26 protein-coding genes are annotated in these 24,573 nt (G+C 60.5%); 11 read left to right on the forward strand and 15 right to left on the reverse strand.

The annotated features are described in order from the left end of the window. Positions 1-50: 50 nt before the first annotated feature. The gene (gene htpG, locus HDE79_RS07845; protein ID WP_184601383.1) at positions 51-1,922 is read right to left on the reverse strand and encodes a molecular chaperone HtpG; all 1,872 of its coding nucleotides are present in this window, start codon (positions 1,920-1,922) and stop codon (positions 51-53) included. A gap of 117 nt (positions 1,923-2,039) precedes the next feature. Beyond that, entirely contained in the window at positions 2,040-2,927 is an 888-nt protein-coding gene (gene htpX, locus HDE79_RS07850) for a protease HtpX (protein ID WP_184601384.1), read from the reverse strand. Positions 2,928-3,208: 281 nt separating this feature from the next. On the opposite strand from htpX, the gene HDE79_RS07855 reads away from it, so the two are divergent. Beyond that, positions 3,209-4,099 (forward strand): YihY/virulence factor BrkB family protein, encoded by an 891-nt coding sequence (locus HDE79_RS07855; protein ID WP_184601385.1) that lies wholly within the window; start codon positions 3,209-3,211, stop codon positions 4,097-4,099. Positions 4,100-4,117: 18 nt separating this feature from the next. On the opposite strand, the gene HDE79_RS07860 is transcribed toward HDE79_RS07855, so the two are convergent. Beyond that, entirely contained in the window at positions 4,118-4,792 is a 675-nt protein-coding gene (locus HDE79_RS07860) for an epimerase (RefSeq protein WP_184601386.1), read from the reverse strand. Positions 4,793-4,957: 165 nt separating this feature from the next. On the opposite strand from HDE79_RS07860, the gene gluQRS reads away from it, so the two are divergent. Next, a complete protein-coding gene (gene gluQRS, locus HDE79_RS07865) occupies positions 4,958-5,824 on the forward strand; it encodes a tRNA glutamyl-Q(34) synthetase GluQRS (protein WP_184601387.1) in 867 nt (288 codons plus the stop codon). Between the two features lie 174 nt (positions 5,825-5,998). After that, positions 5,999-6,736 (forward strand): acetoacetyl-CoA reductase, encoded by a 738-nt coding sequence (gene phbB, locus HDE79_RS07870; RefSeq protein WP_184601388.1) that lies wholly within the window; start codon positions 5,999-6,001, stop codon positions 6,734-6,736. Between the two features lie 45 nt (positions 6,737-6,781). Here phbB and HDE79_RS07875 read toward each other — a convergent pair whose 3' ends face one another. Continuing rightward, a complete protein-coding gene (locus HDE79_RS07875; protein ID WP_184601389.1) occupies positions 6,782-7,570 on the reverse strand; it encodes a tRNA threonylcarbamoyladenosine dehydratase in 789 nt (262 codons plus the stop codon). Between the two features lie 158 nt (positions 7,571-7,728). On the opposite strand from HDE79_RS07875, the gene HDE79_RS07880 reads away from it, so the two are divergent. Then, the gene (locus tag HDE79_RS07880; RefSeq protein WP_184601390.1) at positions 7,729-8,118 is read left to right on the forward strand and encodes a cytochrome c; all 390 of its coding nucleotides are present in this window, start codon (positions 7,729-7,731) and stop codon (positions 8,116-8,118) included. A 243-nt stretch (positions 8,119-8,361) separates the two neighbouring features. Here HDE79_RS07880 and HDE79_RS07885 read toward each other — a convergent pair whose 3' ends face one another. The 5 genes from HDE79_RS07885 to HDE79_RS07905 all read right to left on the reverse strand — a co-directional run bounded on the left by HDE79_RS07885 (position 8,362) and on the right by HDE79_RS07905 (position 12,038). Next, complete coding sequence (locus HDE79_RS07885; protein ID WP_184601391.1) at positions 8,362-8,664, reverse strand: DUF962 domain-containing protein; 303 nt, start codon at positions 8,662-8,664, stop codon at positions 8,362-8,364. A gap of 114 nt (positions 8,665-8,778) precedes the next feature. Further along, positions 8,779-9,651, reverse strand: coding sequence for a pirin family protein (locus HDE79_RS07890; RefSeq protein ID WP_184601392.1), 873 nt, complete (start codon positions 9,649-9,651; stop codon positions 8,779-8,781). 29 nt (positions 9,652-9,680) lie between these two features. Next, positions 9,681-10,745: an NADH:flavin oxidoreductase/NADH oxidase gene (locus tag HDE79_RS07895; RefSeq protein WP_184601393.1), complete on the reverse strand. Its 1,065-nt coding sequence runs from the start codon at positions 10,743-10,745 to the stop codon at positions 9,681-9,683. Between the two features lie 81 nt (positions 10,746-10,826). Continuing rightward, positions 10,827-11,693, reverse strand: a complete 867-nt coding sequence (locus HDE79_RS07900) for an alpha/beta fold hydrolase (protein WP_343205927.1) — start codon at positions 11,691-11,693, stop codon at positions 10,827-10,829. 135 nt (positions 11,694-11,828) lie between these two features. Beyond that, positions 11,829-12,038, reverse strand: a complete 210-nt coding sequence (locus HDE79_RS07905; RefSeq protein WP_184601395.1) for a cold-shock protein — start codon at positions 12,036-12,038, stop codon at positions 11,829-11,831. Between the two features lie 476 nt (positions 12,039-12,514). Between HDE79_RS07905 and HDE79_RS07910 the strand changes: the two genes are divergently transcribed. Then, a complete protein-coding gene (locus HDE79_RS07910) occupies positions 12,515-12,982 on the forward strand; it encodes a hypothetical protein (protein WP_184601396.1) in 468 nt (155 codons plus the stop codon). Between the two features lie 18 nt (positions 12,983-13,000). Here the strand turns inward: HDE79_RS07910 and HDE79_RS07915 are convergent, their stop codons facing one another. After that, on the reverse strand, positions 13,001-14,281 hold the full coding sequence (locus HDE79_RS07915) for a crosslink repair DNA glycosylase YcaQ family protein (protein ID WP_343205928.1): 1,281 nt from the start codon (positions 14,279-14,281) through the stop codon (positions 13,001-13,003). A 191-nt stretch (positions 14,282-14,472) separates the two neighbouring features. Here HDE79_RS07915 and HDE79_RS07920 point away from each other — a divergent pair, with 191 nt between their 5' ends. Next, entirely contained in the window at positions 14,473-14,844 is a 372-nt protein-coding gene (locus HDE79_RS07920) for a hypothetical protein (RefSeq protein ID WP_184601397.1), read from the forward strand. 147 nt (positions 14,845-14,991) lie between these two features. Continuing rightward, entirely contained in the window at positions 14,992-16,083 is a 1,092-nt protein-coding gene (locus tag HDE79_RS07925; RefSeq protein WP_184601398.1) for a phospholipase A, read from the forward strand. A gap of 27 nt (positions 16,084-16,110) precedes the next feature. Here the strand turns inward: HDE79_RS07925 and HDE79_RS07930 are convergent, their stop codons facing one another. Continuing rightward, the gene (locus HDE79_RS07930) at positions 16,111-17,295 is read right to left on the reverse strand and encodes an NAD(P)/FAD-dependent oxidoreductase (protein WP_255488328.1); all 1,185 of its coding nucleotides are present in this window, start codon (positions 17,293-17,295) and stop codon (positions 16,111-16,113) included. 22 nt (positions 17,296-17,317) lie between these two features. Further along, positions 17,318-17,800, reverse strand: a complete 483-nt coding sequence (locus HDE79_RS07935) for a peptidylprolyl isomerase (RefSeq protein WP_184601399.1) — start codon at positions 17,798-17,800, stop codon at positions 17,318-17,320. A 119-nt stretch (positions 17,801-17,919) separates the two neighbouring features. Here HDE79_RS07935 and dacB point away from each other — a divergent pair, with 119 nt between their 5' ends. Further along, positions 17,920-19,461, forward strand: a complete 1,542-nt coding sequence (gene dacB / locus HDE79_RS07940) for a D-alanyl-D-alanine carboxypeptidase/D-alanyl-D-alanine-endopeptidase (RefSeq protein ID WP_184601400.1) — start codon at positions 17,920-17,922, stop codon at positions 19,459-19,461. A gap of 37 nt (positions 19,462-19,498) precedes the next feature. On the opposite strand, the gene HDE79_RS07945 is transcribed toward dacB, so the two are convergent. After that, positions 19,499-19,984, reverse strand: coding sequence for a glutathione peroxidase (locus HDE79_RS07945; protein WP_184601401.1), 486 nt, complete (start codon positions 19,982-19,984; stop codon positions 19,499-19,501). A 102-nt stretch (positions 19,985-20,086) separates the two neighbouring features. On the opposite strand from HDE79_RS07945, the gene HDE79_RS07950 reads away from it, so the two are divergent. The 3 genes from HDE79_RS07950 (at position 20,087) to HDE79_RS07960 (ending at position 22,656) form a co-directional block, all read left to right on the forward strand. Then, the gene (locus HDE79_RS07950; protein ID WP_184601402.1) at positions 20,087-21,097 is read left to right on the forward strand and encodes a methionine ABC transporter ATP-binding protein; all 1,011 of its coding nucleotides are present in this window, start codon (positions 20,087-20,089) and stop codon (positions 21,095-21,097) included. After that, positions 21,094-21,780, forward strand: coding sequence for a methionine ABC transporter permease (locus tag HDE79_RS07955; protein WP_184601403.1), 687 nt, complete (start codon positions 21,094-21,096; stop codon positions 21,778-21,780). Before HDE79_RS07950 ends, HDE79_RS07955 begins: the two co-directional genes overlap by 4 nt. Before the next feature lie 72 nt (positions 21,781-21,852). Continuing rightward, positions 21,853-22,656 (forward strand): MetQ/NlpA family ABC transporter substrate-binding protein, encoded by an 804-nt coding sequence (locus HDE79_RS07960; protein ID WP_184601404.1) that lies wholly within the window; start codon positions 21,853-21,855, stop codon positions 22,654-22,656. Between the two features lie 19 nt (positions 22,657-22,675). On the opposite strand, the gene pncB is transcribed toward HDE79_RS07960, so the two are convergent. Then, the gene (gene pncB, locus HDE79_RS07965; RefSeq protein WP_184601405.1) at positions 22,676-23,863 is read right to left on the reverse strand and encodes a nicotinate phosphoribosyltransferase; all 1,188 of its coding nucleotides are present in this window, start codon (positions 23,861-23,863) and stop codon (positions 22,676-22,678) included. Positions 23,864-24,174: 311 nt separating this feature from the next. Further along, positions 24,175-24,555 (reverse strand): thioredoxin family protein, encoded by a 381-nt coding sequence (locus HDE79_RS07970; RefSeq protein ID WP_184601406.1) that lies wholly within the window; start codon positions 24,553-24,555, stop codon positions 24,175-24,177. Positions 24,556-24,573: the final 18 nt, after the last annotated feature.

The raw sequence follows: 24,573 nt of genomic DNA on the forward strand, positions 1-24,573 counted from the left end.
AAAAGCCCGCCGAGTGGCGGGCTTCTCTCACTAACAAAACGCAGTGCGAATTACCCCAACAAAACCCGATTCATCCGCTGCACAAATGCCGATGGATCCGGCAATTGCGCCCCAGCGGAAATCTCCGCCTGCTCAAGCAGTAACGTAGCGAGATCCTTTGCCTTCGCCTCATCCGTCTCCGACTCAACGCGCTTGACCAGCGCATGCTGCGGATTGATTTCCAGCGTGGGCTTGGACTCGGGCATGTCCTGACCGGCTTCGCGCAGCAGACGCGCGAGATGCGGAGCCATTTCGTAGTCGCTGAGGGCGAGACACGACGGTGAGTCGGTGAGGCGGGCGGACACCTTGACGTCGCCGACGCGATCGCCGAGCAGTTCCTTCAACTTTTTCAGCAGCGGCTCGGCTTCCTTGGTGGCTTCTTCCTGCTTGGCCTTGTCGGCGTCGTCCAGCGGCACGTCGCCCTTAGCCGCACTCTTGAGTTTCTTGCCTTCGTACTCGCTCAAGCTGCCGATCATCCATTCGTCGATGCGGTCAAACATCAGCAGCACTTCGATGCCCTTGGCCTTGAACGCTTCAAGTTGCGGGCTACCGAAGGCCGCGGCGTAGCTGTCGGCAGTGATGTACCAGATGGCCTCCTGGCTGATCGCCATGCGGCCGATATAGTCGTCCAGCGACACGGTCTGCGCGGTGCCTTCGCCCTTGGTTGAGGCAAAGCGCAGCAGCTTGGCGATGCGCTCGCGGTTGTTGGCGTCCTCGCTGATGCCTTCCTTGAGCGTGTTGCCGAAGGCCTTGTAGAAGGTGGCGAATTTCTCGGGCTCATCGCGCGCCAGCTTTTCGATCAGGTCGAGCACGCGCTTGACGCAGGCCGCCTTGATGCGCTCGAGCTGGCGGTTCTGCTGCAGAATTTCGCGGCTGACATTCAGCGGCAGATCGTCGGCATCGACCACACCGCGCACGAAGCGCAGGTAGTTCGGCAGCAGCTCTTCGGCCGCGTCCATGATGAACACGCGTTTGATGTAGAGCTTCAGCCCCTTGCGCTCGTCGCGCCCACCCATCATCAGATCGAACGGCGGCTGCGACGGTAGGTACAACAAGGTGGTGAAGCTCTGGCTGCCTTCGACGCGGTTGTGCGTCCACGCCAGCGCGTCGTTGAAATCGTGACCGAGCGATTTGTAGAAGCTCTGGTAGTCCTCGTCGCTGATCTCCGACTTGGGCTTGGTCCACAGCGCCGAAGCGGCGTTGATGCTTTCCCATTCGTCGGTCGGCTTGTCGTCTTTCTCGGTCGGCATGCGGATCGGAAAGGCGACGTGATCGGAATACTTGGTGATCAGCGAACGCAGTTGCCAGCGCTTGAGGAACTCGTCCTCGTCGGCCTTCAGGTGCAGCACGACGGAGGTGCCGCTTTCCGGCAGCTCGACCTGCTCCAGCGAATACTCGCCCTTGCCATCGCTCTCCCACTGCACGCCATCGCTCGCCGGCGCGCCGGCATGGCGGCTGCGCACGATGACCTTGTCGGCCACCACGAAGGCGGAATAAAAACCCACGCCGAACTGGCCGATCAATCGCGCATCGGCCTTCTGCTCGCCGGACATGGCTTCGAGAAAACGCTTGGTGCCGGAGCTGGCGATGGTGCCGATATTGGCGATGACTTCATCGCGGGTCATGCCGATACCGTTGTCGCTGATGGTGACGGTACGCGCCTCGGGGTTCCAGCTGACGTCGATATGCAGCTCACCACCGCCCACCAGCAACTCGGGATGCGCGATCGACTCGAAGCGCAGCTTGTCGCAGGCATCGGAGGCGTTGGAGATCAGCTCGCGCAGGAAAATTTCCTTGTGCGAATACAGCGAGTGCGTGACCAGGTGCAGCACCTGGGCGACTTCGGCTTCGAATTTACGGGTTTCGGCGACGGGTGCGTTCATGGGTTACCTATGGGTGACGTTTTATCGATTAGTTGGTAGGGGCTAGGGACGGGTAGCGAGGGCGCAAGCCCACTGCAGCGAAAAGACGCCTTCGTTACTCGCTCCTCGCCCCTGAATTCAGATTTTCTGCAATGCCGCGATGCGCTCGTCCAGCGGTGGATGGCTCATGAAGAGGCGCTTGAAGCCTTCGGCCAACGGGCCGGAGATGCCGAACGCGGCGATGGTGTTGGGCAGCGTGCTTTCTCCGTGGTTGACTTTGAGGCGCTGCAAGGCGGAGATCATCGCACCTCGGCCGGCAAACTGCGCACCCGCCTGATCGGCGCGGAACTCGCGCCAGCGTGAGAAAGCGGCCACGATCATCGACGCGAACAGGCCGAACACGATCTGCAGCACCATCACCACGACGAAGTAGCCGATGCCTCCACCCCCGCGATTGTTGCTGCTGCCCGACAGCCAGCTATCGACTGCGCGGCCGACGATGCGTGCGGCCAGGATCACCAGCGTGTTGAGCACGCCCTGGATCAAGGTCAGCGTCACCATGTCGCCGTTGGCGACGTGGCCAATCTCATGGCCGAGCACGGCTTTGACCTGTTCACGATCCATCTGCTGCAGCAGGCCGCTGCTCACCGCAACCAGCGCATGGTTCTTGCTCATGCCAGTGGCAAACGCATTCATCTCGGGCGCATCGTAGATCGCCACTTCCGGCATGCCGATGCCGGCCTGCTGGGCATGCCGGCGAACGGTGTCGAGCAGCCAGCGTTCGGTTTCGTTCTGCGGTTGGGCGATAACCCTGGCGCCGGTCGACCACTTGGCCATCCACTTGGAGATGGCCAGCGAAATGAAGGCGCCGCCCATGCCGAACACGGCGGCGAACGCCAGCAGCCCCCCCATGCCGCCATAGCCGCGGCTGGCGGCCATCTGGTCGATACCGAGCAAGTGGCAGACGATGCTCAGCAATATCAGTACGGCGATATTGGTCAGCAGGAACAGGGCAATGCGGCGCATGGTGGTCTCTCGAACGCTGGGTTGTGGGAGGCTGATAAACGGATCACGTTGATCTAGCAGCTTATGATTCGGGGCGCGACGGTGTAGTTTCAAGGATGAGACCGCATGGCAGCGGCGCTGGTTCAGGGCGTCGCGGTACCCTTGGCGACGGTAGAGCCTCGGCATCAGGCACCGCGACCGCCTTTTTCGCCAGCTCTTCACCATGGCGAACGCAGTCTTTGGCATGGTCACTACCACCGGCGCGGTCGTGTCCCGTTCCATCCATTTGGGAGTTTTGTCCCATGAGCCATTTTAAAACGGCCAAGCTCACTGTCCAATCCGCCGCCAGCGGCTTCAGCGACGACGAGCTGCTGACGCGCGCCGCGGCGCTGGCATTTTATTCCGCCCTGTCCTTTGCGCCCTTGCTGGTGCTGCTGATCTGGGTGGTGTCGCTATTGCACAGCGGCTGGGATGTGCGCCTTATCAACGCACTCAACGGCATGGTGGGGCCGCGCGCCGCCGATGCGGTGAAAGGCATCATGAGCAATGCGAAGGCACGGCCTCAAACGGGCAATATCGCCGGCATCATCGGCCTGCTGGTTACGGCGTTTGGCGCCTCGGCGGTTTTCGCGCAGCTGCAAGGCACCTTGAACCGCGTTTGGCGGGTCAAGCCCAAGCCTGGCGCGGCGGTTGGCCAATGGATGAGGACACGCGCACATGCGCTCGCCTTGCTGGTGGGCATTGGCTTTTTGCTGGTGATCTCGTTTGTGCTCAGCGGCATCATCGAAGCGCTGGTACCGGGCAATACGCTGGCATGGCTGATCATCGAAGATGTCATTTCCACCGTCATTTTCGTGATGGTGTTTGGTGCCATGTACAAGGTACTGCCGGATGCGCTGATCGAATGGGGCGACGCGCTGGGTGGTGGCTTGCTGACGGCCGTTCTGTTTATCATCGGCAAGTTCGGCATCGGGCTTTACATCAGTCACAGCAATGTCGGCGGCGCCTACGGGCCGGCCAGTGCGTTCGTGGTGCTGCTGACGTGGGTCTACTACTCGTCGATCATCGTGCTGATGGGCGCCGAACTCACTCGCGGCCTCGCCGACGCACGCGGCAAACCTATCCGCCCCAGCGCGCACGCGGTGGAGATCGAGGCAACACCGGCCGAAAAGGTCAGCGTACCGATGGCTTGAATCCATTGGCGCAGGCAATCAGCCTGCGGTGGTGGCAATCGCGTTGATATCAGCGGCTTCCAACACCGGCTTTGCGGCGCCTCGCCTGGCTACTGCCAGCATCGCCTGTCCCATGATTTCCGTGGTCAATATCGTTGCCGGCAGCATCGCCCGCAGCAGCGGGAGCAACGGTCGCGTCAGCATGTACAAAATTTGATACGACGAGGTTTTCGAGCGCACGCCGTGCAGCGGTTGGATCACGCCGGGCCGGAACATGTAGGCCGCCTTGAACGGCAGCTTCAGCAGCGCGTTCTCCGTACGACCCTTGACGCGCGCCCACATGCTGCGGCCCTGCTCCGTGCTGTCGGTGCCCGCGCCGGAGACATAGACGAAGGTCATCTGCGGATTGAGGCGCGCAAGGGTGTTCGCCGCCGCCAGCGTGATGTCATAGGTGAGGTGTGCGTAGTCCGCTTCGGTCTTGCCCGCGGAGGTAACGCCGAGGCAGAAGAAGCAGGCATCGAAACCCTCGAGTTGCGATTCGATGGCGCTGTAATCGAGCAGATCGCGATGCACGACATCGCGCAGCTTGGCGTCCTGTTGATCCAGCGCGGTGCGACCGATGCTTTGCACCAGCGATACGTCTGCGGCGCGCAGGCATTCGATCAGCACGCCCTGACCCACCATGCCGGTGGCACCAAACAAGAGAATTTTCATGCAGTGACTCCTCAATGCAGCTATTGCTCAACCTATTTTGCAGTATGCGGCCAATAGATTCGTTCTGGGGCTGGCGTAGTGTCGAAGGGCTGCCCTGCGACGTCTCTTGGCCATGTCCTTGCGCAGATGTGCCGACGACGCCCGCACTCCACCTAAACTAAGCCGATGACTTATCGTGGCCGCTTCGCTCCCTCGCCCACCGGATTGCTGCATTTCGGCTCGCTGGTCGCTGCAGTGGGCAGTTGGCTGTGCGCACGGCATGCGGGCGGACAGTGGCTGGTGCGGATGGAGGATATCGATCCGCCGCGTGAGGTACCCGGCTCAGCAAGTGCCATTCTCGCGGCACTACCGGCTTTCGGCCTTGTCGCCGATGGACCGGTGCTGTTTCAGTCGCAGCGCATTGCGGCATATGACCATGCCTTCGAAAAACTGCGCGCTGCCGATCAGGTTTTTCCCTGCTGGTGCAGCCGCAGCGATCTGGCGGCAGCCGGTGGCATGCATCGCGACGGCATCTGTATCGCCCCGCCGGACGAGATACGTGCACCGGCCTGGCGACTGCGCGTGCCGGACAACGACGTGATATTCGATGACGCGCTGCAAGGGCCGCAGCGGCAAAACCTTCGCGAACAAGCTGGCGATTTTGTGATACGCCGGGTGGAAGGTTTGTACGCCTATCAACTAGCCTGCGTCGTCGATGATGCGTTTCAGAACATCACTGACGTGGTTCGCGGCAACGATCTGCTCGACTCCACCCCACGGCAGATCTGGCTGCAGCACTGTCTGGGTCTGCCCACGCCAACGTATCGGCATTTGCCGCTGGCACTGGATGCCGATGGCCGCAAATTGTCGAAATCCGAGCAGGCTTGTCCGGTTGAGCCATCCGACCCGATGCCCGCACTGCGCCGCGCGCTGGCCTTTCTCGATGTGCCGATAGCACCTGCCGCAAACACGTCGGCCGAACTGCTGTCCCGGGCGCTGTCCGTATTCGATCCCGCGACTTTGCCGCATTGCAGCTCCCGCTGTGCTGGCTGAATCGGTATAAACCTTGAAAGGCGCAATCGCGTTCGTATCAGCAGCGGTTAGTGTATAAATCCAAGCTGGCTAGTCGGCTCGGCAGCGTCGATTCGTTTAGCCATCCAATCAGCTTCACTACGAATATTTCGTAGATTTCCATTTCATTCGGGCAACGGACCCTAGGATCACTTCATGACGCAACGTACGGCCTTCATTACCGGCGGTACTGGCGGTATTGGTAGCGCGATTGTTCGGTATCTGGCTGGGCAAGGCCATCGTGTATCGACCAATTTTCGCAACGCTGAAAAAGCCGACCTATGGCATGCAGCGATGAAAAAGGAAGGCATCGACGTTTGCATGGTGCCTGGTGACGTCTGCGATGCAGCAGCATGCGCGGCGATGATCCGCGGCGTCGAGGAAAAATGCGGCCCAGTCGACATTCTGATCAATAACGCCGGCATTACCCGCGACACCACGTTCCACAAGATGGACTACGAGCAGTGGACGGCGGTGATCAACACCAACTTGAACGCCTGCTTCAACGTTACCCGCCCGGTCATCGAGGGTATGCGCCAGCGCAAGTGGGGCCGCATCGTGCAGATCAGCTCGATCAACGGCAAGAAAGGCCAGTACGGCCAGGCCAACTACGCCGCCGCCAAGGCTGGCATGCACGGCTTCACCATTTCGCTGGCGCAGGAGAACGCGCGCTTCGGTATCACCGTGAACACGGTGTCGCCTGGCTACGTAGGCACTGACATGGTGATGGCGGTTCCCGAAGACGTGCGCGAAAAGATCATCGCGCAGATCCCGATGGGGCGCCTTGGCCGGCCCGAAGAAATTGCCCACGCCGTGGCGTTTTTCACCGGCGATCAATCCAGCTGGATCACCGGCGCCAACCTGGCCATCAACGGTGGCCATCACATGGGGTGAGGATTTGCCCAGGCGAAGTCGCGTGATGCGACTTCAACGGCAAACTCACTTCGTCTCAAGCAGCTTTTCCAGTACCTTGCCGACGGCAGCAAAGGCAAACGCGCCTGTGACATGCGTGGCCGCGCCGAGACCTCCGCCACAAGCCAGATTCAGTGGATCGCCGCCCGGCGGCCGATTGCCGGATACCGTGCCATCGGGCTGCGGGTACTGCACGTTCTGTAGCGAATAGACGGCTGAAACGCCAAAGTAGCGATCGGGGTTGCGTGGAAAGTTGAAATCGGCGCGGAGCTTTTTGCGGATCAGGCTGAACATCGCATCGTGCTCGGTGCGCGACAGGTCGCGCACACGGATCTGGGTGGAATCGGTACGACCACCAGCCGAGCCGACGCTGACGATCGGCAGCTTGCGTCGGCGACACCACGCGATGGTTTCGAGCTTGACCCGGAATGCATCGCAGGCGTCGAGTACGACGTCGTAACCGCGATCGAGCAACTCATCCAAGGTCGATGGTGTCAGGAAGCGTTCGATGCCCTCCAGCTCAATCGCCGGATTTATCGCATGGGCACGCTTGGCGATGACGCCCACCTTGCTCTTGCCGTATTCGCCATCGAGCGCATGCAGTTGGCGGTTGGTGTTGGAGACGCAGACCTCGTCCGCATCGATCAAGGTGAGCTTGCCGACACCACTGCGCGCCAGCGCCTCGGCCGCCCACGAGCCCACGCCACCGATGCCGATCACGCAGACGTGCGCGTTGGACAACGCGCCAACGCTGCCAACGCCATAGAGACGTTCCACGCCGGCAAAGCGCTCGATCGGAAAATTTTCGACGCTCATGCTGACCTGCTTTGGGACGGAAATGCTGTTGCCTGCCAAGAGGTCACCGATCTGCCCTGCCAATATGCCAAACCGTTATTTTATCCCTGTTGCATGGATAGGTCGCGCACGGGCGGGTTATTCTGGCCGCCTTGTCGAATTAGCCTGGAACCGGACCGATGCGCGTTGCCCTGATGATTCTGCTGGGACTGGTAATCGGAATTATCGGTACGGTCAATGTGATGAGCACGCTGGCCGCGCGCAACCCGATGCCGAAGGCCGTGATGGATACCATGGATTACCACATGGATGAATTGAGCCGCGCGCTCAAGACCAAGAAGTGCATGGCCGCCAGCATCCAGCACCATCTGGAACGCGTGCAGTCCACCGCAACCGATATCGTGCCGACGTTCGGCGTTGCCGAACAGCCGTTTACCGACGCGGCGACCTTGCTGCAAACCCGCGTGCAACAAGCGCTGCAATCGGCGCCGACCGACTGCGCTGCACTGGCTGCGGCGATGAAACTGATCGGCGGAGCCTGCAAGAGCTGTCACGACAAATACCGCTGAGAGCCTGTTCACGCTCTCCACGTGGCCCGCGCCGGGAGCGGTTTGCGCGCAGGCCAAGGAAGAAGGAGGGAGTGTACGTCGGTACACGACCGAGTGATGACGCGGGCATGGGGGCAAACCGACCCAGCCCGAAGGGTTGTGCCATGGCGGCACTGACCAGCAATCAGGCACTGCGCCCGCACGACCGCCACGGCACAACGCGGGCTACGTGGAGAGCGTGAACAGGCTCTAATTGCCAGTCCTCTAGAAGAGAACCTTTCCACGCAGCATCTGGCCGTACATCACCCAGTCGCCGAGCAGGCTGTAGAGCGGGTGCTTGAACGTGGCCGGGCGATTCTTCTCAAACACGTAATGCCCCACCCAGGCAAAGCCATAACCGGCAACCGGCGCCAACCAGAGCCAGCGCAATTGCCCCGTCGATAGCGCCAATACCACTACTGCGATCACCAGGCTGCTGCCGATAAAATGCAGCCGTCGGCACACGCGGTTACCGTGCTCGGCAAGGTAATAGGGATAGAACTCGCTGAAGTTGGTAAAACTGGTCATGAGTTTGCTCCGCGATCAATCTACTGCCCAAGCATGAACTCGCTACGCGACCGGAGCAACGGGCGCCGCAACATACGCTTTGCATGAGCGAGATGGAACGCATCACACAACCGATCAGCCAGGCAACGGAATGAACTCTTCCTCGTCACCAGGCACTGGGGCGTAACGCTGCGCGGCCCATTCCGCCTTGGCCTGCTCGATGCGCTCACGGCTGCTGGCGACGAAGTTCCACCACAGATGGCGCTCGCCATCGAGCGCGGCGCCGCCGAACAGCATCAGGCGGCTATCCTGCTTCGCGCGCAGCGATGGTACCGATGATCCGGCCTGGACTGCCATTTGCGTAGGGCTGAGATCAAGCTCGCCCCAACGTACTGCGCCCTCGACCAGATAGACGCCCCGCTCGGCATGCTCTGGCGGCAGTGCCAATTCAGTACCTGCAGCGAGTTTCACCTCAAGCAGAAACATCGGGGCGAATACTTTCACCGGTGAGCGCTCACCGTAAGCGTCGCCGGCAATCAGGATCGCATCGACACCTGGCTGGCTGATGCGCGGCAACTGGGTGCGATCGTGGTGATGGAACTCGGGATCGACCTCGGCGTCGGCCTGCGGGAGCGCTACCCAGATCTGGATACCGTGCAGCGTCTGGCCATCGCGTCGTTCGTCTGGCGGCGTACGCTCGGAGTGCACGATGCCGTTACCGGCAGTCATCCAGTTCACTTCGCCGGAGCGGATGTCGGCGAGGCTGCCCAGGCTATCGCGATGGCGGATCGCCCCCTCGAACAACCACGTGACTGTCGCCAACCCGATATGTGGATGCGGCCGCACGTCCATGCCCTTGCCCGCCGCAAAGCTGGCCGGACCGATATGATCGAAAAACACCAGCGGCCCCACGTGTCGCGCCTGCTGCGCGGGCAGCAGGCGACGCACAGCGAAGCCATCACCCAGATCGTGCACGCGGCCTTCGATCAGGGTCGGGGCAATTTGCATCGCGATCTCCTTGGGATAATCAATAACGGCTACCAGGCACGCCCATATTGAACCGGCGGCGTGATCTTCACATCCAGGGTCTTCGCGGCACGGCGGGCGAAGTACGGATCGCGCAGACTTTCGCGGGCAGTCAGCACCACGTCCGCCTCGCCATTGGCGATGATTGCCTGCGCCTGTTCGACTTCCGTGATCATACCGACCGCGCCGGTGGCGATGTCCGCCTCGCGGCGGATACGTGCCGCAAATGGCACCTGGTAGCCGGGGCCGACGGGAATTTTCGCGTGCGCCAGCATGCCACCACTGGAGACGTCGATCAGATCCACGCCCAGCGGCTTGACCTGCTGCGCCAGTTGCACGCTCTGTTCGATATTCCAGCCGGCGTCGTTCTCGGCCCAGTCGGTGGCCGAGATGCGCAGCCACAACGGCAACTCCGCCGGCCACACCTCGCGCACGGCGCTGATCACTTCGCGCACGATGCGGGTGCGATTGTTGAAGCTGCCGCCATACGGGTCGGTGCGCTGGTTGCTCAGCGGCGACAGGAACTGATGCAGCAGATAGCCGTGCGCCGCGTGCAGCTCGATCAGCTGGAAGCCAGCGGCCAAGGCACGCTGCGCGCTTGCACGAAAGTCGGCAACGACTTGTTGAATACCCGCTTCGTCCAGCGCTTGCGGCGTATGCCAACCCGTATCGAAGGGAATGGCGGAAGGCGCCACCGTGGTCCATGGCGCCTGATCGGCAGCCAGCGAACCACCGCCCTCCCACGGCAACTGAGCGCTGGATTTGCGTCCGGCATGCGCCAGTTGCACGCCAGCAATGGCGCCGCTGGACTGCACGAAGCGCACAATCGGCTTCCACGCTTCCACCTGGGCATCGTTCCATAAACCGGTATCGCCATGCGAAATGCGACCTTGCGCCGATACTGCCGTCGCCTCGGTGATGACCAGCGCCGCGCCGCCAACGGCACGGCTGCCCAGATGCACCAGGTGCCAGTCGTCCGGCAGGCCGTCGGTGGCCGAGTACTGGCACATCGGCGAAATCACCAGACGATGGCGCAAGGCCAGACTGCGCTGAGCCAGCGGATCAAACAGATTCATGGGTTGCTCCGACAGGAATCGATGTAAAGACATGCAGGCATGTCAACGACGTATCAAGCACCCAACATCGAATGATCGGCATCAACTCATCGTGATGGTGCGAGCGGTAATCCACGCGGCGATGCGTTTGACGATCGGCGCGGGCGACTTCATCCAGCTGAAATGATCGGCCGGCTGGCCGCCCATATCATCGGGATTCAACATGTCGACCACATTTGGCGCCTGTGGCATTTTGCCGAGCAACCACTCCAGCGAGGCTTTGGGCACCAGCCAGTCATCGCGCAGGCGTAGCGCGAATACCGGCAACCGCAACGCACCGAGAAGTCCGTCCATATCCTGTGACATGCCGGTGGCCGAGTAGCGTCCATTGCGCGCGCTACGTGCCCAGTCGGACGTAAGACGGCGTGCCTCGTTCCCGGCAAAGCCGATCCGGCGACCCGGCAGATGGCCCACTAGATTGGCTACCAACGGCGCCAGCATGCAACCCACCTTGATCAACAGACTATGCGGATAGGCGCGCCAATACGGCGCGCCACTGGCCACCAGCGCAATACCCGCGTGCTCACCTGGATGCAGTGCGGCATAAAGTGAAGCGATCTGTCCGCCCAGGCTGTGGCCCCCGAGCCAGCAGGTTTTTTGCGGCCATTGCGCCTGCACGGCTGCCATCGCGGGCGGCAAATCATCGAGCAACAATTCGCGATAGCCCCAATTGCTGATCCGCCCGGCCCGTTGATCGCTGGAGCCAATGCCACGCCATTCGTGGATGACCACCGCAATGCCGTGCACTGCCAGCGCTTCGGCCATGGGCAGATAGTGCTTGGCCGGCACGCCCATCGCGGGCAGCCAGTACAGCAGCTGTTGCCACCCGCCATCCGGATGCACGCAAAGCAGTTCAAAACGTGCGCCATCGACGGCGGTGATCGGGAGGACGACTTGACTCGTCAGCACGGGTAAATCGGAAAGCGGCGGGGCAAACGCATTTTCAGAGAATTGATCGGACATACCGACAGGCTAGCGAATTGAGGCATCAACCACAAAAAAAGCCGGCTTGCGCCGGCTTTCTTCTGATGTGGTCGCGTCGGTTCAGACCGGCGTTACATCTTCAGCCTGAAGGCCCTTCTGGCCGTTGACGACGGCGAACGTGACCTTCTGACCTTCCTGCAAGCTCTTGAAGCCGGAGCCGCTGATGGCGCGAAAATGCACGAACACGTCAGGACCACTTTCCCGACTGATGAAGCCAAACCCCTTGGCGTCATTGAACCACTTGACTGTACCTGTTTCACGATCCGACATGACTCACTCCAATCCATTACTTGGCGCTTAGACAAACCGGCCCCTGGGCCGACGGTTTACTGGCGTGCCTGGATCGGGTGTAGCGATGTGGATTAATGAAATCCATACCGGGCACGCACGCTGCCGAGCAAACACAGTAACTAGAGCATACCTAACCCGTTTCAAGCTTGCGAGCAATTTGTCAAGGCATTTTTGCGCAAATTATCAGGGTAAGAGAGCACGAATCGCTGTCAGCCTGTCGACTTTGGCACCTGGCGGCTGGAACTGGGGCTTGAACGGTGCAATCGAGGCGGGATTACGCTGATCGGGGTTGAATTTCGCTTGTCTTGGCATTTTCTTGCGATTACGGGCCGTCTTGATCTCAAATTCAGATTCTTTTTACTTCCAACCCTGTCTATTGTGTGGATGAGACGAAAACCACAGCAGGCCAGCTTTTCGGCATGTCCGTTCCAACCCGCTTTTGAGGAGAGCACCCTATGTACGTCATGCCCCGTTTAACCCTGGCCAGCGTGATAGCCGTTCTTTTAATCGCAGGTTGCGCCCATCAACCACCGGCCAAAACGACGACCGTCACGGCGACACGGACAACATCGGCACCCGCCGCCAGCAGTACGACTACCTCTACGCGCACTGCGCATCGGGCCTCGGCTAGTGACACCGCGACCCAGTCAGTTGCCAGTCTGCCTGATCACACCGGCATTGCAGCCTGCGACGACTACCTATCCAGCTACATGGCCTGTCACCGCGCCGCCCATATTTTTGCACCGGCTCAGCTGCAATCGCGCTATGACGCCATGCGCACCAGCCTGCTGCGTGATTCGCAGGATCCTGACATTCGCCCACAACTGGCCACTCGCTGTAATTCTCTAGCGAGCATGCTGCGCGATGCGCTCCACGGCAAGTCCTGCGATGCGAATCCAGCGCCCGCCAGCACCACGCCGTGATCCATCCATATCGATGAATCAAAGCGCTGCGATCAAGGCAACTCGAAGCATTTTTGTCAGCGCAGTCGATTCAGTGCCGGTGACTCGAACCTCAGGCGTATCGTGCCACCGGGCAGTCGTGATAATCGCTGATGCCACAGCAGCCAACAAAGCCGGGACCGCCTTGACGCCCTGCTCCAGGAAAAGCGTCTTGATCTCGAACACGCCATCGGCTCGATGCGCCTTGGCATCGAGCCGTCCGACCAACCTCCCCCGATGCAGAATCGACAGCACGAAGTAGCCATAGCTTCTCTTGGCCTCCGGTGTGTAGCACTCGAGGGAGTAGTCGAAGTCGAACATGGCCCGCGCGCGGGCACGATCCCACACCACCGGATCGAATGGCGAAAGCAGCGCCGTATGCGTTGCGCGCAGTCGGCCAAGGCTGGCTTTCTGCAAAGCGTCGACGTGATCCCGATGCACATAACCTGGCTTGTTCCAGCCTTGCACGGCTGTGGCCAGCAGTTCGCCATTGGCCAGTAGCGGCGCCAGTTCCTCGTCGGTAACAGCCGGCTTCAACCGATAATAATCACCGACCCACGCAGCCTGCGTCACACCTAGCGCACGCACGCTATCGGCGATGAAACGCCGTCGAAGCTCGGCTGCCGACTGGGGTTCGGCGGTGTGATCAAAAGGCGGATCGAGCCGCATCAACACGTTTTCGGCGAGATCATACACACGCTGAAACCCGTCGCGCCGCGCCACCATCAACTCACCGAGCGCAAACCACGCTTCCAGCCAGCGCTTCTCCGGCTTCCAGGCCCACCAACCGGATTTGGCCGCCCCCTTGTCAGCCTCTGCTCGCGCGTAATCCGCGGCCCGCACCGGACCGGAATGTCGAATACCTGCCAGCAGTTCGTCCATGCCCGCACGTTGATCGCGGTGCATCTGCCCGGCATTGCGATAAGCCCAATGATGAGTACGCTGTTCGCGCCAACCGCGATGCAGGGCAATATCCACGGCAGGAACAAAACACGCCTCGTGCGCCCAGCATTCGACCAGCTGGCCGCCAGCAAGCGCCTCGTCCAGCCACACTCTCGGGTAATGACCAAGGCGCGAATGCAGCACCAGATAAGGACTACGCGCGACAACGTGGATGGTGTCGATCTGCAGAAGCCGCATCCGCTCGATCATGGCCACGACATCGGCACGCCGCGCACGCCGACGCAACGACTGCAACAGACCCTGCGCATGCAGATGCAACAAACGCGCCTGCGTGAGCGTTATCGCAGGGCCTTGAGTGTGCGCAGCATTCAACGACACAGAAGCTTCACGGATTCACGAACAGGATGAGAGGGCTTCATTAGATATGGCTTCATTAAATCAGGCCTTTGCTGGCACCAGCATTGTCCGCCCTTCCGGCCAACAGTGTCTTGCTGAAAAGGTTTCGGACGCCAGTAAAGTTTGGACGACGCTTTGTTCAAGCACCTTTATTCTGGCACGGAGTATCTACGATGAAATCTCGCAAACCACTGATCTCTGCCTTCACCGTTGGCATGCTGCTGTTCGGCGGCGCGTTGCTCGCACAAGACATGTCGACACCGCCACCGCCTCCGCCTGCGAACACCTCGCCTGCCATGCCATCTACGGATTCAGCGGCCCTGCGCACCCCGCAGGGTGAGGTCGTCGTCAACAGCGCTCCCGCGAGTGCACCTGCCATTCCACCCCCGCCATCGTTCGAGCAATTATCCGGTGGCGGCAAATCCATCAGCGAGGATCAGGCAGAGGCCTATCCACCGCTGGCCAATGACTTCATCCATGCGGATAGTAATCGTGATGGCAAAGTCAGCAAGGCCGAATATCAGCGCTGGTTAAAACAGCTTTAAGCCGTCGTGGCGAGAAGCCGGTCGCAGTAAACGACGACGGCCGGCTCTTTGCTTGGTGTCGTTATGAGAAACTTTCCATCGCGCGCCGGGGATGCGTGGCACAGAAGTCTGGCTTGATCCTCGCCATCAGATTTTCTGGAGTTCTTCATGAAGCCTCTTTTCATTGCGGCGCCGCTGGCGTTACTGACCGGCGTTATCGCCACACCGGCGCATGCGCAGAACCCTAGCCCAACCGATATACGTGCCTGCACCGGCATCGAAAGCGACGCGCAACGACTGGCCTGCTACGACCGCTCCACCGGCAGGGTCAACCTTCCCGCGGCACAGAAACGCGGCGACCAGCCCAGCACCAGCGCACCGACCAGTATCTTTGGCCACGAAAAGCCCACCGCCGCCGTACCTAGCGACGCGACGGCCGGCAAGCCGCTGTCGCTGCTCGACAGCCGCTGGGAGCTTTCTCCGGAAAGCAAACTCGGCACGTTCAATGTACGTGGCTACAAACCGGTGTACGTCATGCCAGCTTTCGCCACCAGCAATCAGAACGATGAACCGCATAGCCCCAATCCCGTCAACACGGTGACCACGCCGCAGCAACTGGACAATGTGGAAGCGAAATTCCAGCTCAGCCTGAAGACCAAGATATGGCAAGGCGTGTTCGGTGACGCCGGCGACGTGTGGGTCGGTTATACCCAGGACTCACACTGGCAGGTCTATAACACCGAGGCTTCGCGCCCGTTCCGCGAGACCGACTACGAGCCCGAAGCCATACTGATGTTCAACACCAACTACCAGCTATTCGGCTGGGACGGTCGACTGCTTGGCATTGGCGTAGACCATCAGTCCAACGGCCAATCCGACCCGCTTTCCCGCAGCTGGAACCGCGTGATGGCCGACATCGGTTTCGAACGCGACAGCTGGACGGTGATGTTTCGTCCGTGGTGGCGTATTCCCGAGTCGCGCACCAGTGATAACAACCCGGATATCAGCAATTACATGGGCCGTGGCGACATGCAGATCATCCACGAGTGGAATGGTCAGGAATTCGGCCTGATGCTGCGCAGCTCATTGCGCGGCGGCAGCGATGCGCATGGCGCCGCCCAGTTCACCTGGAGCTTTCCGCTGATCGGCAATTTGCGCGGCTATATGGAAGCGTTCAAGGGTTACGGCGAGAGCCTGATCGATTACAACCACAATGCCACTTATGTGGGCGCGGGCATCACGCTGCTCGACTGGTATTGATCATCACGTTCGCCAAGGCCTGCTGACTTAACGCCACCACGCTTGTTTTGTACCGGTGAGTATCTTCAGCATCTGGCCGCGTGCCAGCGGAAGCCGGCCCAACGGACCAAAACAGGCATCGCGTACGCGCGCAAGCCCAGCACGATCTGACTGGAACAACGGGGTAAGCCATCGGCTCAACTGCTGATAGACAGCCAGATGCTGCCTGCGCAAGCGAGGATAAGCGCGCAGCGCATCATCGATGTCGCTGGCATCCGCCAATGCATCGGACAGCGCTTCGGCATCCAGCAGCGCCATGTTCACGCCCTGCCCCAGCTGCGGACTCATGGCGTGCGCCGCATCGCCAATGAAAACCAGCCTTCCATTTACCGGCGCACGCAACACCACATCGCGATAACGAGCGCGATTCAATTGCGCCGGCTCACGAATGTGATCAAGTAATGGCAGCGCCTGCGGCCAGAGCTTGCGTGTCCTGTCGCGCATGCGAGCCAGTGAGTCGCCATCAAATCCATCCACCTGTTCGCCTGGCAGACTGAAGAAAAACGTCAGCCAGCGGCCATCACCATCGGCGCGTTGCCCCACCGGCAGCAGGCCGATCATTTCGCGGCTACCTCCGTAGCGCTGGTGCAGCGTATCCGGATGCGGCCAGCTCTCGGCCGGTAGCAGGCACCACATAGCTCCCCACGGATACAACGCCTGCCGCCGAACGATCTTCGGAGCAGAGTCGCGCAGCCGCGAGTTTGCGCCATCGGCTACCACGATCAGATCGAATGGGCCGTACCGCTCACCCCTGCTGTCGATCAGGTGTTTGCCGTCCGCGTCGATCCGATCCATCCGAATGCCTGTACGCAGCTGTGCCGCATCAGGCCAGGCATCACGCATCAGGTTGAACAGACTTCCGCGCGTCAGGCCGAGCCCAAAGCAGCCAGGCGAATGATCGCTGTAACGCATGTCCATGACGCCATGGCCATTCGCGTTGCAACCATACAACCGCTCGATCCGCTGACCTTGGGCCATGACCTGCTCAGCCAGACCGAGTCGGGCAAGCACACCCAGTCCAGTCGGTTGCAGCAAAAATCCAGCGCCCACCGGTCCTGGCGAGTCGGCCTGTTCGAACACGCTCAGCGCGTGTTCTCGTTTTGACAAAAACAACGATGCGGCCTGACCAGCCGCACCGTAACCCACAATGGCGATGTCCAGGCGTCGTTCCATGTCGCCCCGTACAGGCAATAACTTAGTGGTGATGACCGCCCGCGCCGTGCACATGACCGTGCTCCAGCTCTTCCGCCGTAGCCGCGCGCACATCAGTCACTTCGACGGCGAAATGCAGCGTCTGGCCGGCGAGCGGATGGTTGCCGTCGATGAACACGGTATTGCCTTCGACCTTGGTCACGGTGACGTTGATCTCACCTTGTGGGCCACGACCCTGGAACTGCATACCGGGCTGAATGTCTTCGACACCCTGGAAGGCATCCTTGGGCACTTCCTGAATCAGCTCGTCGTGATGCACGCCATAGCCGTCTTCAGGTGATACGTCAGCGTTGAACTTGTCACCGACACTGCGACCTTCCATCTGCTTTTCCAGTCCCGGCACAATTTGCCCGGTGCCGTGCAGATAGGTCAGTGGCTCGCGACCTTCGGAGCTGTCAACAACCTGCCCCTGGTCATCGGTCAGCGTGTAATGGAAGGCGGCAACGGAGTTGTGGGCAATCTGCATGGAAGTCTCACGAATAGGTGTAGGTCCGCCGGCCAGGTGCCGACACGAATGACAAAGGCTACCAGATCACCGCGAAATGGCAGTAAGCAGGATGCCGCGGGATTGGCGATACTAAAGTCATGATTCCCGCACCAAGCCTGAAATATCGCCATTTTGCCGCTGGCCTGCTTGTCTGCGCCTGCTGGTTTGCCTTGGGCTCAGCCACAGCATCCTCGTCGGCCAGCACGGCCAGCGCTGCGGGCTTGGCGGCAGACATCGATGGGCAGATCAGCCAGCCGCGTTTCGCCGCTGCCAACTGGGGCATCGCCGTGGTTTCACTGGACAGTGGCCGCACGCTGTACACCCATCACGCCGATCAGTTGATGCAGCCAGCCTCCACCGCCAAGCTGTTCACCGCCGCACTGAGCCTCTCCACGTTGGGCGCGGATTACCGTATGCCGACCCGATTGTTGGCCAATGATGATATTCACGATGGCCGTCTGAATGGCCCGTTGATTCTGTATGGCATGGGTGACCCGACACTGGGCACGGCAACCAGCACCGACTGGGCCGATCAGCTGGCCAATCAACTATTCCAGCGCGGTGTGCGACAGGTGCGCGGCGACCTGATCGCCGACGACAGCTACTTCACTGGCCCCGCATTCGGATCCGGCTGGGAAGCCGGCGATCTGCAGAGCTGGTTTGCCGTGCCGTCTTCCGCCTTGAGCGTGGACGAAAATATCGTCGACATCACGGTGAGCCCGGGATCAGCGACCGGGCTACCCGCTAGCCTGACCTTTGATCCGGTCGATGCGCAGATGCCCCAGTTGGGCCAGCTGACGACGACGCTGTCACGCCTACCCAGTGACATCAATCTCTACCGCGCGCCGGGCGACAGCACGCTCTACGCTTTCGGCACCGTCGCAGCCAAAACACCGCCACAACATTTCAAGCTGGCGCTGCCCGACCCTGCCCTGGTAGCGGGCTCGCAACTGCGACAGGCGCTGGCAGATCGGGGAATTCACTTGACCGGCCAGGTGCATGCACTGCACTGGCCGCAGGACGATACGGCACTGGTCGCGCGCGCCGATACGCTGGCCGAAATCCAGTCACCGCCGCTGATGGATGTTCTGCAGCGCGGGCTGAAGCGATCGCAGAATCTGTATCTACAGAATCTTTTTTTGAGCGTGGGCAAGCATCAGCAATCGATGGAAGCTACCCCGGGAATCGTGCCTTTTGCCAGCACCGAGCAATGGTCAGTCAAGGCGCTGCATCAGCTATTGACGCAAATCGGGATTCCGCCATCGGCCGGCCTGATCGACGAGGGTACCGGACTGTCGCGACGCGATCTGGTGACGCCCGATGCGATGGTGCGACTGCTCGCCTATCTAGCCGCGCAGCCTTATGCCGCACAGCTGCACGAAGCTTTGCCGATCGCCGGCATCGATGGCACCCTGACCGGGCAGATGCGTCACACCGCAGCCGAAAATAATGTACATGCCAAGACTGGCAGCATGACCTACGTCCACTGCCTGGTTGGTTATGTCACCAGTGCGGCAGGCGAGCGGCTGGCGTTTGCCATCATGCTGAATAATTACGAGCCGCCCGCGAACGGACCCAGTGTGGGCAGCGACGTCAACGCGATCGCTCTGCTGCTTGCGAATTTCCACGGACGGAGTTGATTGCCACCTCGGCCAACCCTGCATTCCTGGAAAGCGTTTAGCCGCCCAGACGGGCCAAGGTGTCCTTGCCGATCTTTTCAGGTGTATCCGTCGGCGCGTAGCGCTTCACTACCTGGCCATGTTCATCGACCAGAAACTTGGTGAAGTTCCACTTGACGGATTCACTGCCCAGAATGCCCTTGCCTTCGCTTTTCAGCCATTGGTAAAGAGGATCGGCATGATCGCCGTTGACTTCGACCTTGGAGAACATCGGGAACGTCACATCGTAGCGGTTGCTGCAAAACGTCTTGATCTCGTCCGCATCGCCCGGCTCCTGATGGCCGAACTGATCGCAGGGAAAGCCCAGCACCACCAGCCCCTTGTCACGTTGATCCTGCCAAAGGTTCTCCAGCCCCTTGTACTGGGGGGTAAAACCGCATTTGGAGGCAACATTGACGATCAGCAGGGTTTTTCCGCGCCATTCGCCGAGCGAGCGCTCGTTGCCGTCGATATCGCGGACTGTGAAATCGTAGACGCTGGACATAAGGCAAGCTCCTGCTGGTGGGGTAACTCTGCCGAGTCTACGCCATCCATGGGGGCGCTCGTGACATAGAATGACGGTTTAGCGCAAAAGCCAGGCCATGCCGTGATCCGCTTTGTCGATGTCCACAAGTCCTATCGTGTCGACGGTCACGATATCCCTGCGCTGAAGCCTTTCAGCCTGGAGGTCGTCGATGGCGAAGTCTTCGGCATCATCGGTTTGTCCGGCGCCGGCAAATCGACGCTTATACGGCTGATCAATCTGCTCGAACGCCCCAGCGGTGGCAGCATCTTCGTCAATGACACCGAAATGACCGCCCTGGCCGAACCGGCGCTTCGCGCGCAACGGCGGCGGATCGGCATGATTTTCCAGCATTTCAACCTGCTCGCCTCGCAGACAGTGGCCGATAACGTGGCGTTTCCGATGCGATTGGCGGGTGAGCGCAATGCAGTGACCTTGCGCAAGCGCGTCGACGAGTTGCTGGCGCGGGTTGGCCTGACCGACCATGCCGACAAATACCCCTCACAGCTTTCCGGTGGCCAGAAGCAGCGCGTGGGTATTGCGCGTGCGCTGGCCAACCGACCATCCATTCTGCTGTGCGACGAAGCCACCAGTGCGCTCGACCCGCAGACCACGGCCTCGGTACTGGAGCTGCTGGCCGAGATCAACCGAGAGCTGAAACTCACCATCGTGCTGATCACGCACGAAATGGATGTCGTACGCCGTGTCTGCGACCGCGTCGCCGTACTGGATGCCGGCGAAATCGTGGAGCGCGGCAGCGTGATCGACGTTTTCCTGCATCCGCAGCATGCCACCACCAAGCGCTTCGTCAACGAGGCGCTGCCAGAGGAAGCCATTGGTGAGGAGGCTGCCTTTGCACGTGTGCCCGGACGCATCCTGCGACTGAGCTTTCGTGGTGACGCGACATGGACACCGGCACTAGGTCGGGTCGCGCGTGAAACCGGCATCGATTTCAACCTGCTCGCCGGGCGCATCGACCGCATCAAGGACATGCCTTATGGTCAACTGACGCTGGCGATGCAGGGTGAGCGCGTGGATGCAGCCATGCTGGCCCTGCGCGAAGCGGGTATCGAGATCGAGGAGTTGCGCCGATGAGCCACGCACCGATTCTGCAGACGTTGTTCCCGAACATCGACGATTGGGGCGAAATCGGCCATGCGTGCATCGATACGCTGTTGATGCTTGGCGGCTCGCTGCTGCTCACCGTACTGCTTGGCCTGCCGCTAGGTGTACTGCTGTACCTCACTGGCAACGGTCAGCTACGCCCGATGCCAAAGCTATACGCCATCACCTCGTTGCTGGTGAACATCCTGCGCTCGGTGCCTTTCATCATCCTGATGATCGTGCTGATGCCAGTTACGTATTTTCTGGTCGGCACCAAGCTCGGTATACGCGGCGCGATTCCGCCGCTGGTGATCGGCGCGGCACCGTTCTTCGCTCGGCTGGTGGAAACCGCGCTGCGCGAGGTGGAGCACGGCGTGATCGAGGCCAGCCAGGCGATGGGTGCCAGCCTGTGGCAGATCGTGCGCCATGTATTGCTTCCCGAGGCACGCGGCGGCCTGCTGGCCGGCGTGACCGTCACGGCCATCGCCCTGGTCGGCTACACCGCGATGGGCGGCGCGGTCGGCTCCGGCGGCTTGGGCGATCTGGCCTACCGCTACGGTTACCTGAGCTACAAATCCGACTACATGCTGGTGACCGTGGCACTGCTGATCGTGCTGGTGCAATTGCTGCAGATGCTCGGCGATCGCATCGTGGCGCACTACGGTCGGCGTTGAGCCACAACACATGGCACTTTGCATTTGGCAGTATGGACGGCTACTCTTGTGCGCCGCACAAAGCTCATCGTCATGAAGAAACTGCTTGCCTCCCTCGCTGTACTGCTCGCCTTGGCAGGTTGCTCCGCCCATGATGGCGGATCCTCCAGCAGTGACTCGAATACGCTGACGGTCGCCGCCACCGCGATCCCGCACGCGGAGATCCTCAAGCAGATCAAGCCGATGCTCGCCAAAGAAGGCGTCGATCTTGAGATCAAGGTGTTTGCCGATTACGTGCAGCCCAACTCGCAGGTGGCCGAAAAAAACATCGACCTGAACTTCTTTCAGACCAAGCCCTACCTTGATGCGTTCAACCGCGAACGCGGCACGAAACTGGTGATCATCACCGGCGTGCACATCGAGCCGTTCGGTGCGTATTCGCGCAAGTACAAAAACATCGATCAGCTGCCGGATGGTGCCAACGTGACCATTCCCAATGACCCCAGCAACAACAGCCGCGCGCTGCTTTTGTTGGCCAAGCACGGGCTGATCACGCTGAAAAATCCGAACGACGAGATGGCCACCTTGAAGGACATCACCGCCAACCCGAAGCACCTGAAGTTTCGCGAGCTGGAAGCGGCCATGCTGCCGCGCACACTCGATGAAGTAGACCTGGCGCTGATCAATACCAACTATGCGCTGGCTGCCGGATTGAATCCGACCAAAGACGCGCTGCTGATCGAAGACAAGAACTCACCGTACGTGAATTATCTGGTTGGCCGCGAAGACAACCAGAACGATCCGCGCGTACAGAAGCTGGCCAAGGCACTCACCAGCCCCGAGATCAAGACCTTCATCGAACAGAAGTATCACGGTGCGGTGTTGCCAGCATTCTGAGCGCTGAGTTTCTGAATGACTACAACCCCTGCGTCGCCGGAATCTCGAACACCTGGCGCAGATAGGTAACATAGGCTTCGTCGTCGCACATGTTCTTGCCCGGCGAGTCGCTGAGCTTGGCTACCGGCTGGCCGTTGCAGCGGGTCATCTTGATGACGATATTGAGCGGCGTCGGGCCCACATCGTTGGTGAGGTTGGTGCCGACACCGAATGCGAGCAGGCAGCGATCGCGGAAGTGCGCGTAGAGCTGCATCACTTTCGGGATATCGAGCCCGTCGCTGAACACCAGCACCTTGCTGCGGGGATCGACCCGGTTGGCATGGTAATGCGCCAACACCTTCTCGCCCCAGTCGAACGGATCGCCGGAGTCATGCCGGGTGCCGTCGAACAGCTTGCAGAAATACATGTCGAAATCGCGCAGGAACGCGTTGAGTCCGTAGACGTCCGATAGCGCAATGCCGAGATCGCCGCGGTATTCCTTCGCCCACGCCTCCAGCGCAGCCACCTGCGAGTCACGCAGACGCGGACCTAGCGCCTGGTGCGCCTGAAGGTACTCGTGCGCCAGCGTGCCCAGCGGCGTCAACCCAAGCTCACGTGCCAACCATACATTGCTGGTACCCGCCAGCTGCTTGCCCAGTCCATCGCGCAGCGTGGTCACCACCTCGGCCTGCCATGTCCGTGAATACCGGCGCCGTGTACCGTAGTCGGCGATGCGGCAACCGGTGTAATCGAGCGTGTCGCGCAGCAGCGCAATCTTGTCGTGCAGTCGCTGGCGGCCTTCGGCCATATCCAAACCCGCGCTGACGTGACGAAAATACACCTCGTTGACGATCGCGAGCAGCGGCACCTCGAAAAGAATCGTATGCAACCAGGGACCGCAGATACGGATATCTATTTCCCCGTTGTTCGCGTTGGACGGCGTGATCTCGACATATTTTTCGTTCAGATGGAAAAGATCGAGAAAATCGACAAAGTCGCTTTTCAGGAAGCGCCAGGTGCGCAAATACAACAGCTCATCCGCCTTGAAGCGCAGCTGGCAAAGCGCCGCGAGCTCGATACGGATTTCATCGATATAAGGCACCAGGTTGATGCCGGGATTGCGGCACTTGAAGCGATACTCGACCTGCGCCGCCGGATACTGGTGCAGCACCACCTGCATCATCGAAAACTTGTACAGGTCGGTATCGAGTAGCGATTCGATGATCATCAATGGCTCTTGCGGAGAATGCTTGCGCAGACAGATGCTGAATCATTACCCATCCTGCAGGGCAGATGTAGAGAGCGGAGCGCACCGCCCCTGCGTACCGAACAACACTCAGGGCAAAAAAAACCCCACTGGCCAGGGGAGGACCGGTGGGGCTTGTCAGGCTGCGTCCAGGGGAGGAAAGCAGCCCCTCAGTGAGCGATGTTTTGCGTCACTTATGGTCGCCGTCACGGCGATGCATAGGCGTAGTGTGTCCGCGGGTACGTGACTTCAACGTAAACGTCCCAGACTCGTTCAGCTAAGCGACAGGCTGGCTAGACTGTCGCCGCCAGCGCAATCTGATTTTCAATAGCTTGAACAAAGGCTTGCGTGCCAGGCCACTCGCTAATCCGTCCCATCTTTCGCTCGCCGCGAAACACGAAGAACGCAGGTATGCCGTGCAATCCAAACCGCGTGGCCATGGTCGGATCGTCGTAAACGTTATCGTGCAGCCAGCGCACCTGTGGCCACTGGAAACGATCCCGCGCCAGCAGCATGGCGCGCTTGGCAATATCGCAATTGGGGCAGTCGCGACCCCATAGAAACAGGATGCTGAGCGGCGCTCCCTCCTCGCGCAATACATCGTCAAGGGACACGCTGTTGACCTGTTGCATGGGGAATCGCCCGAAGAACTCGGGCACGGCGGTATCGGACATGGTCAACTCGACAACCCT

The sequence above is a fragment of the Rhodanobacter sp. MP1X3 genome (genome assembly GCF_014207165.1).
In the GTDB taxonomy this organism is placed as follows: domain Bacteria; phylum Pseudomonadota; class Gammaproteobacteria; order Xanthomonadales; family Rhodanobacteraceae; genus Rhodanobacter.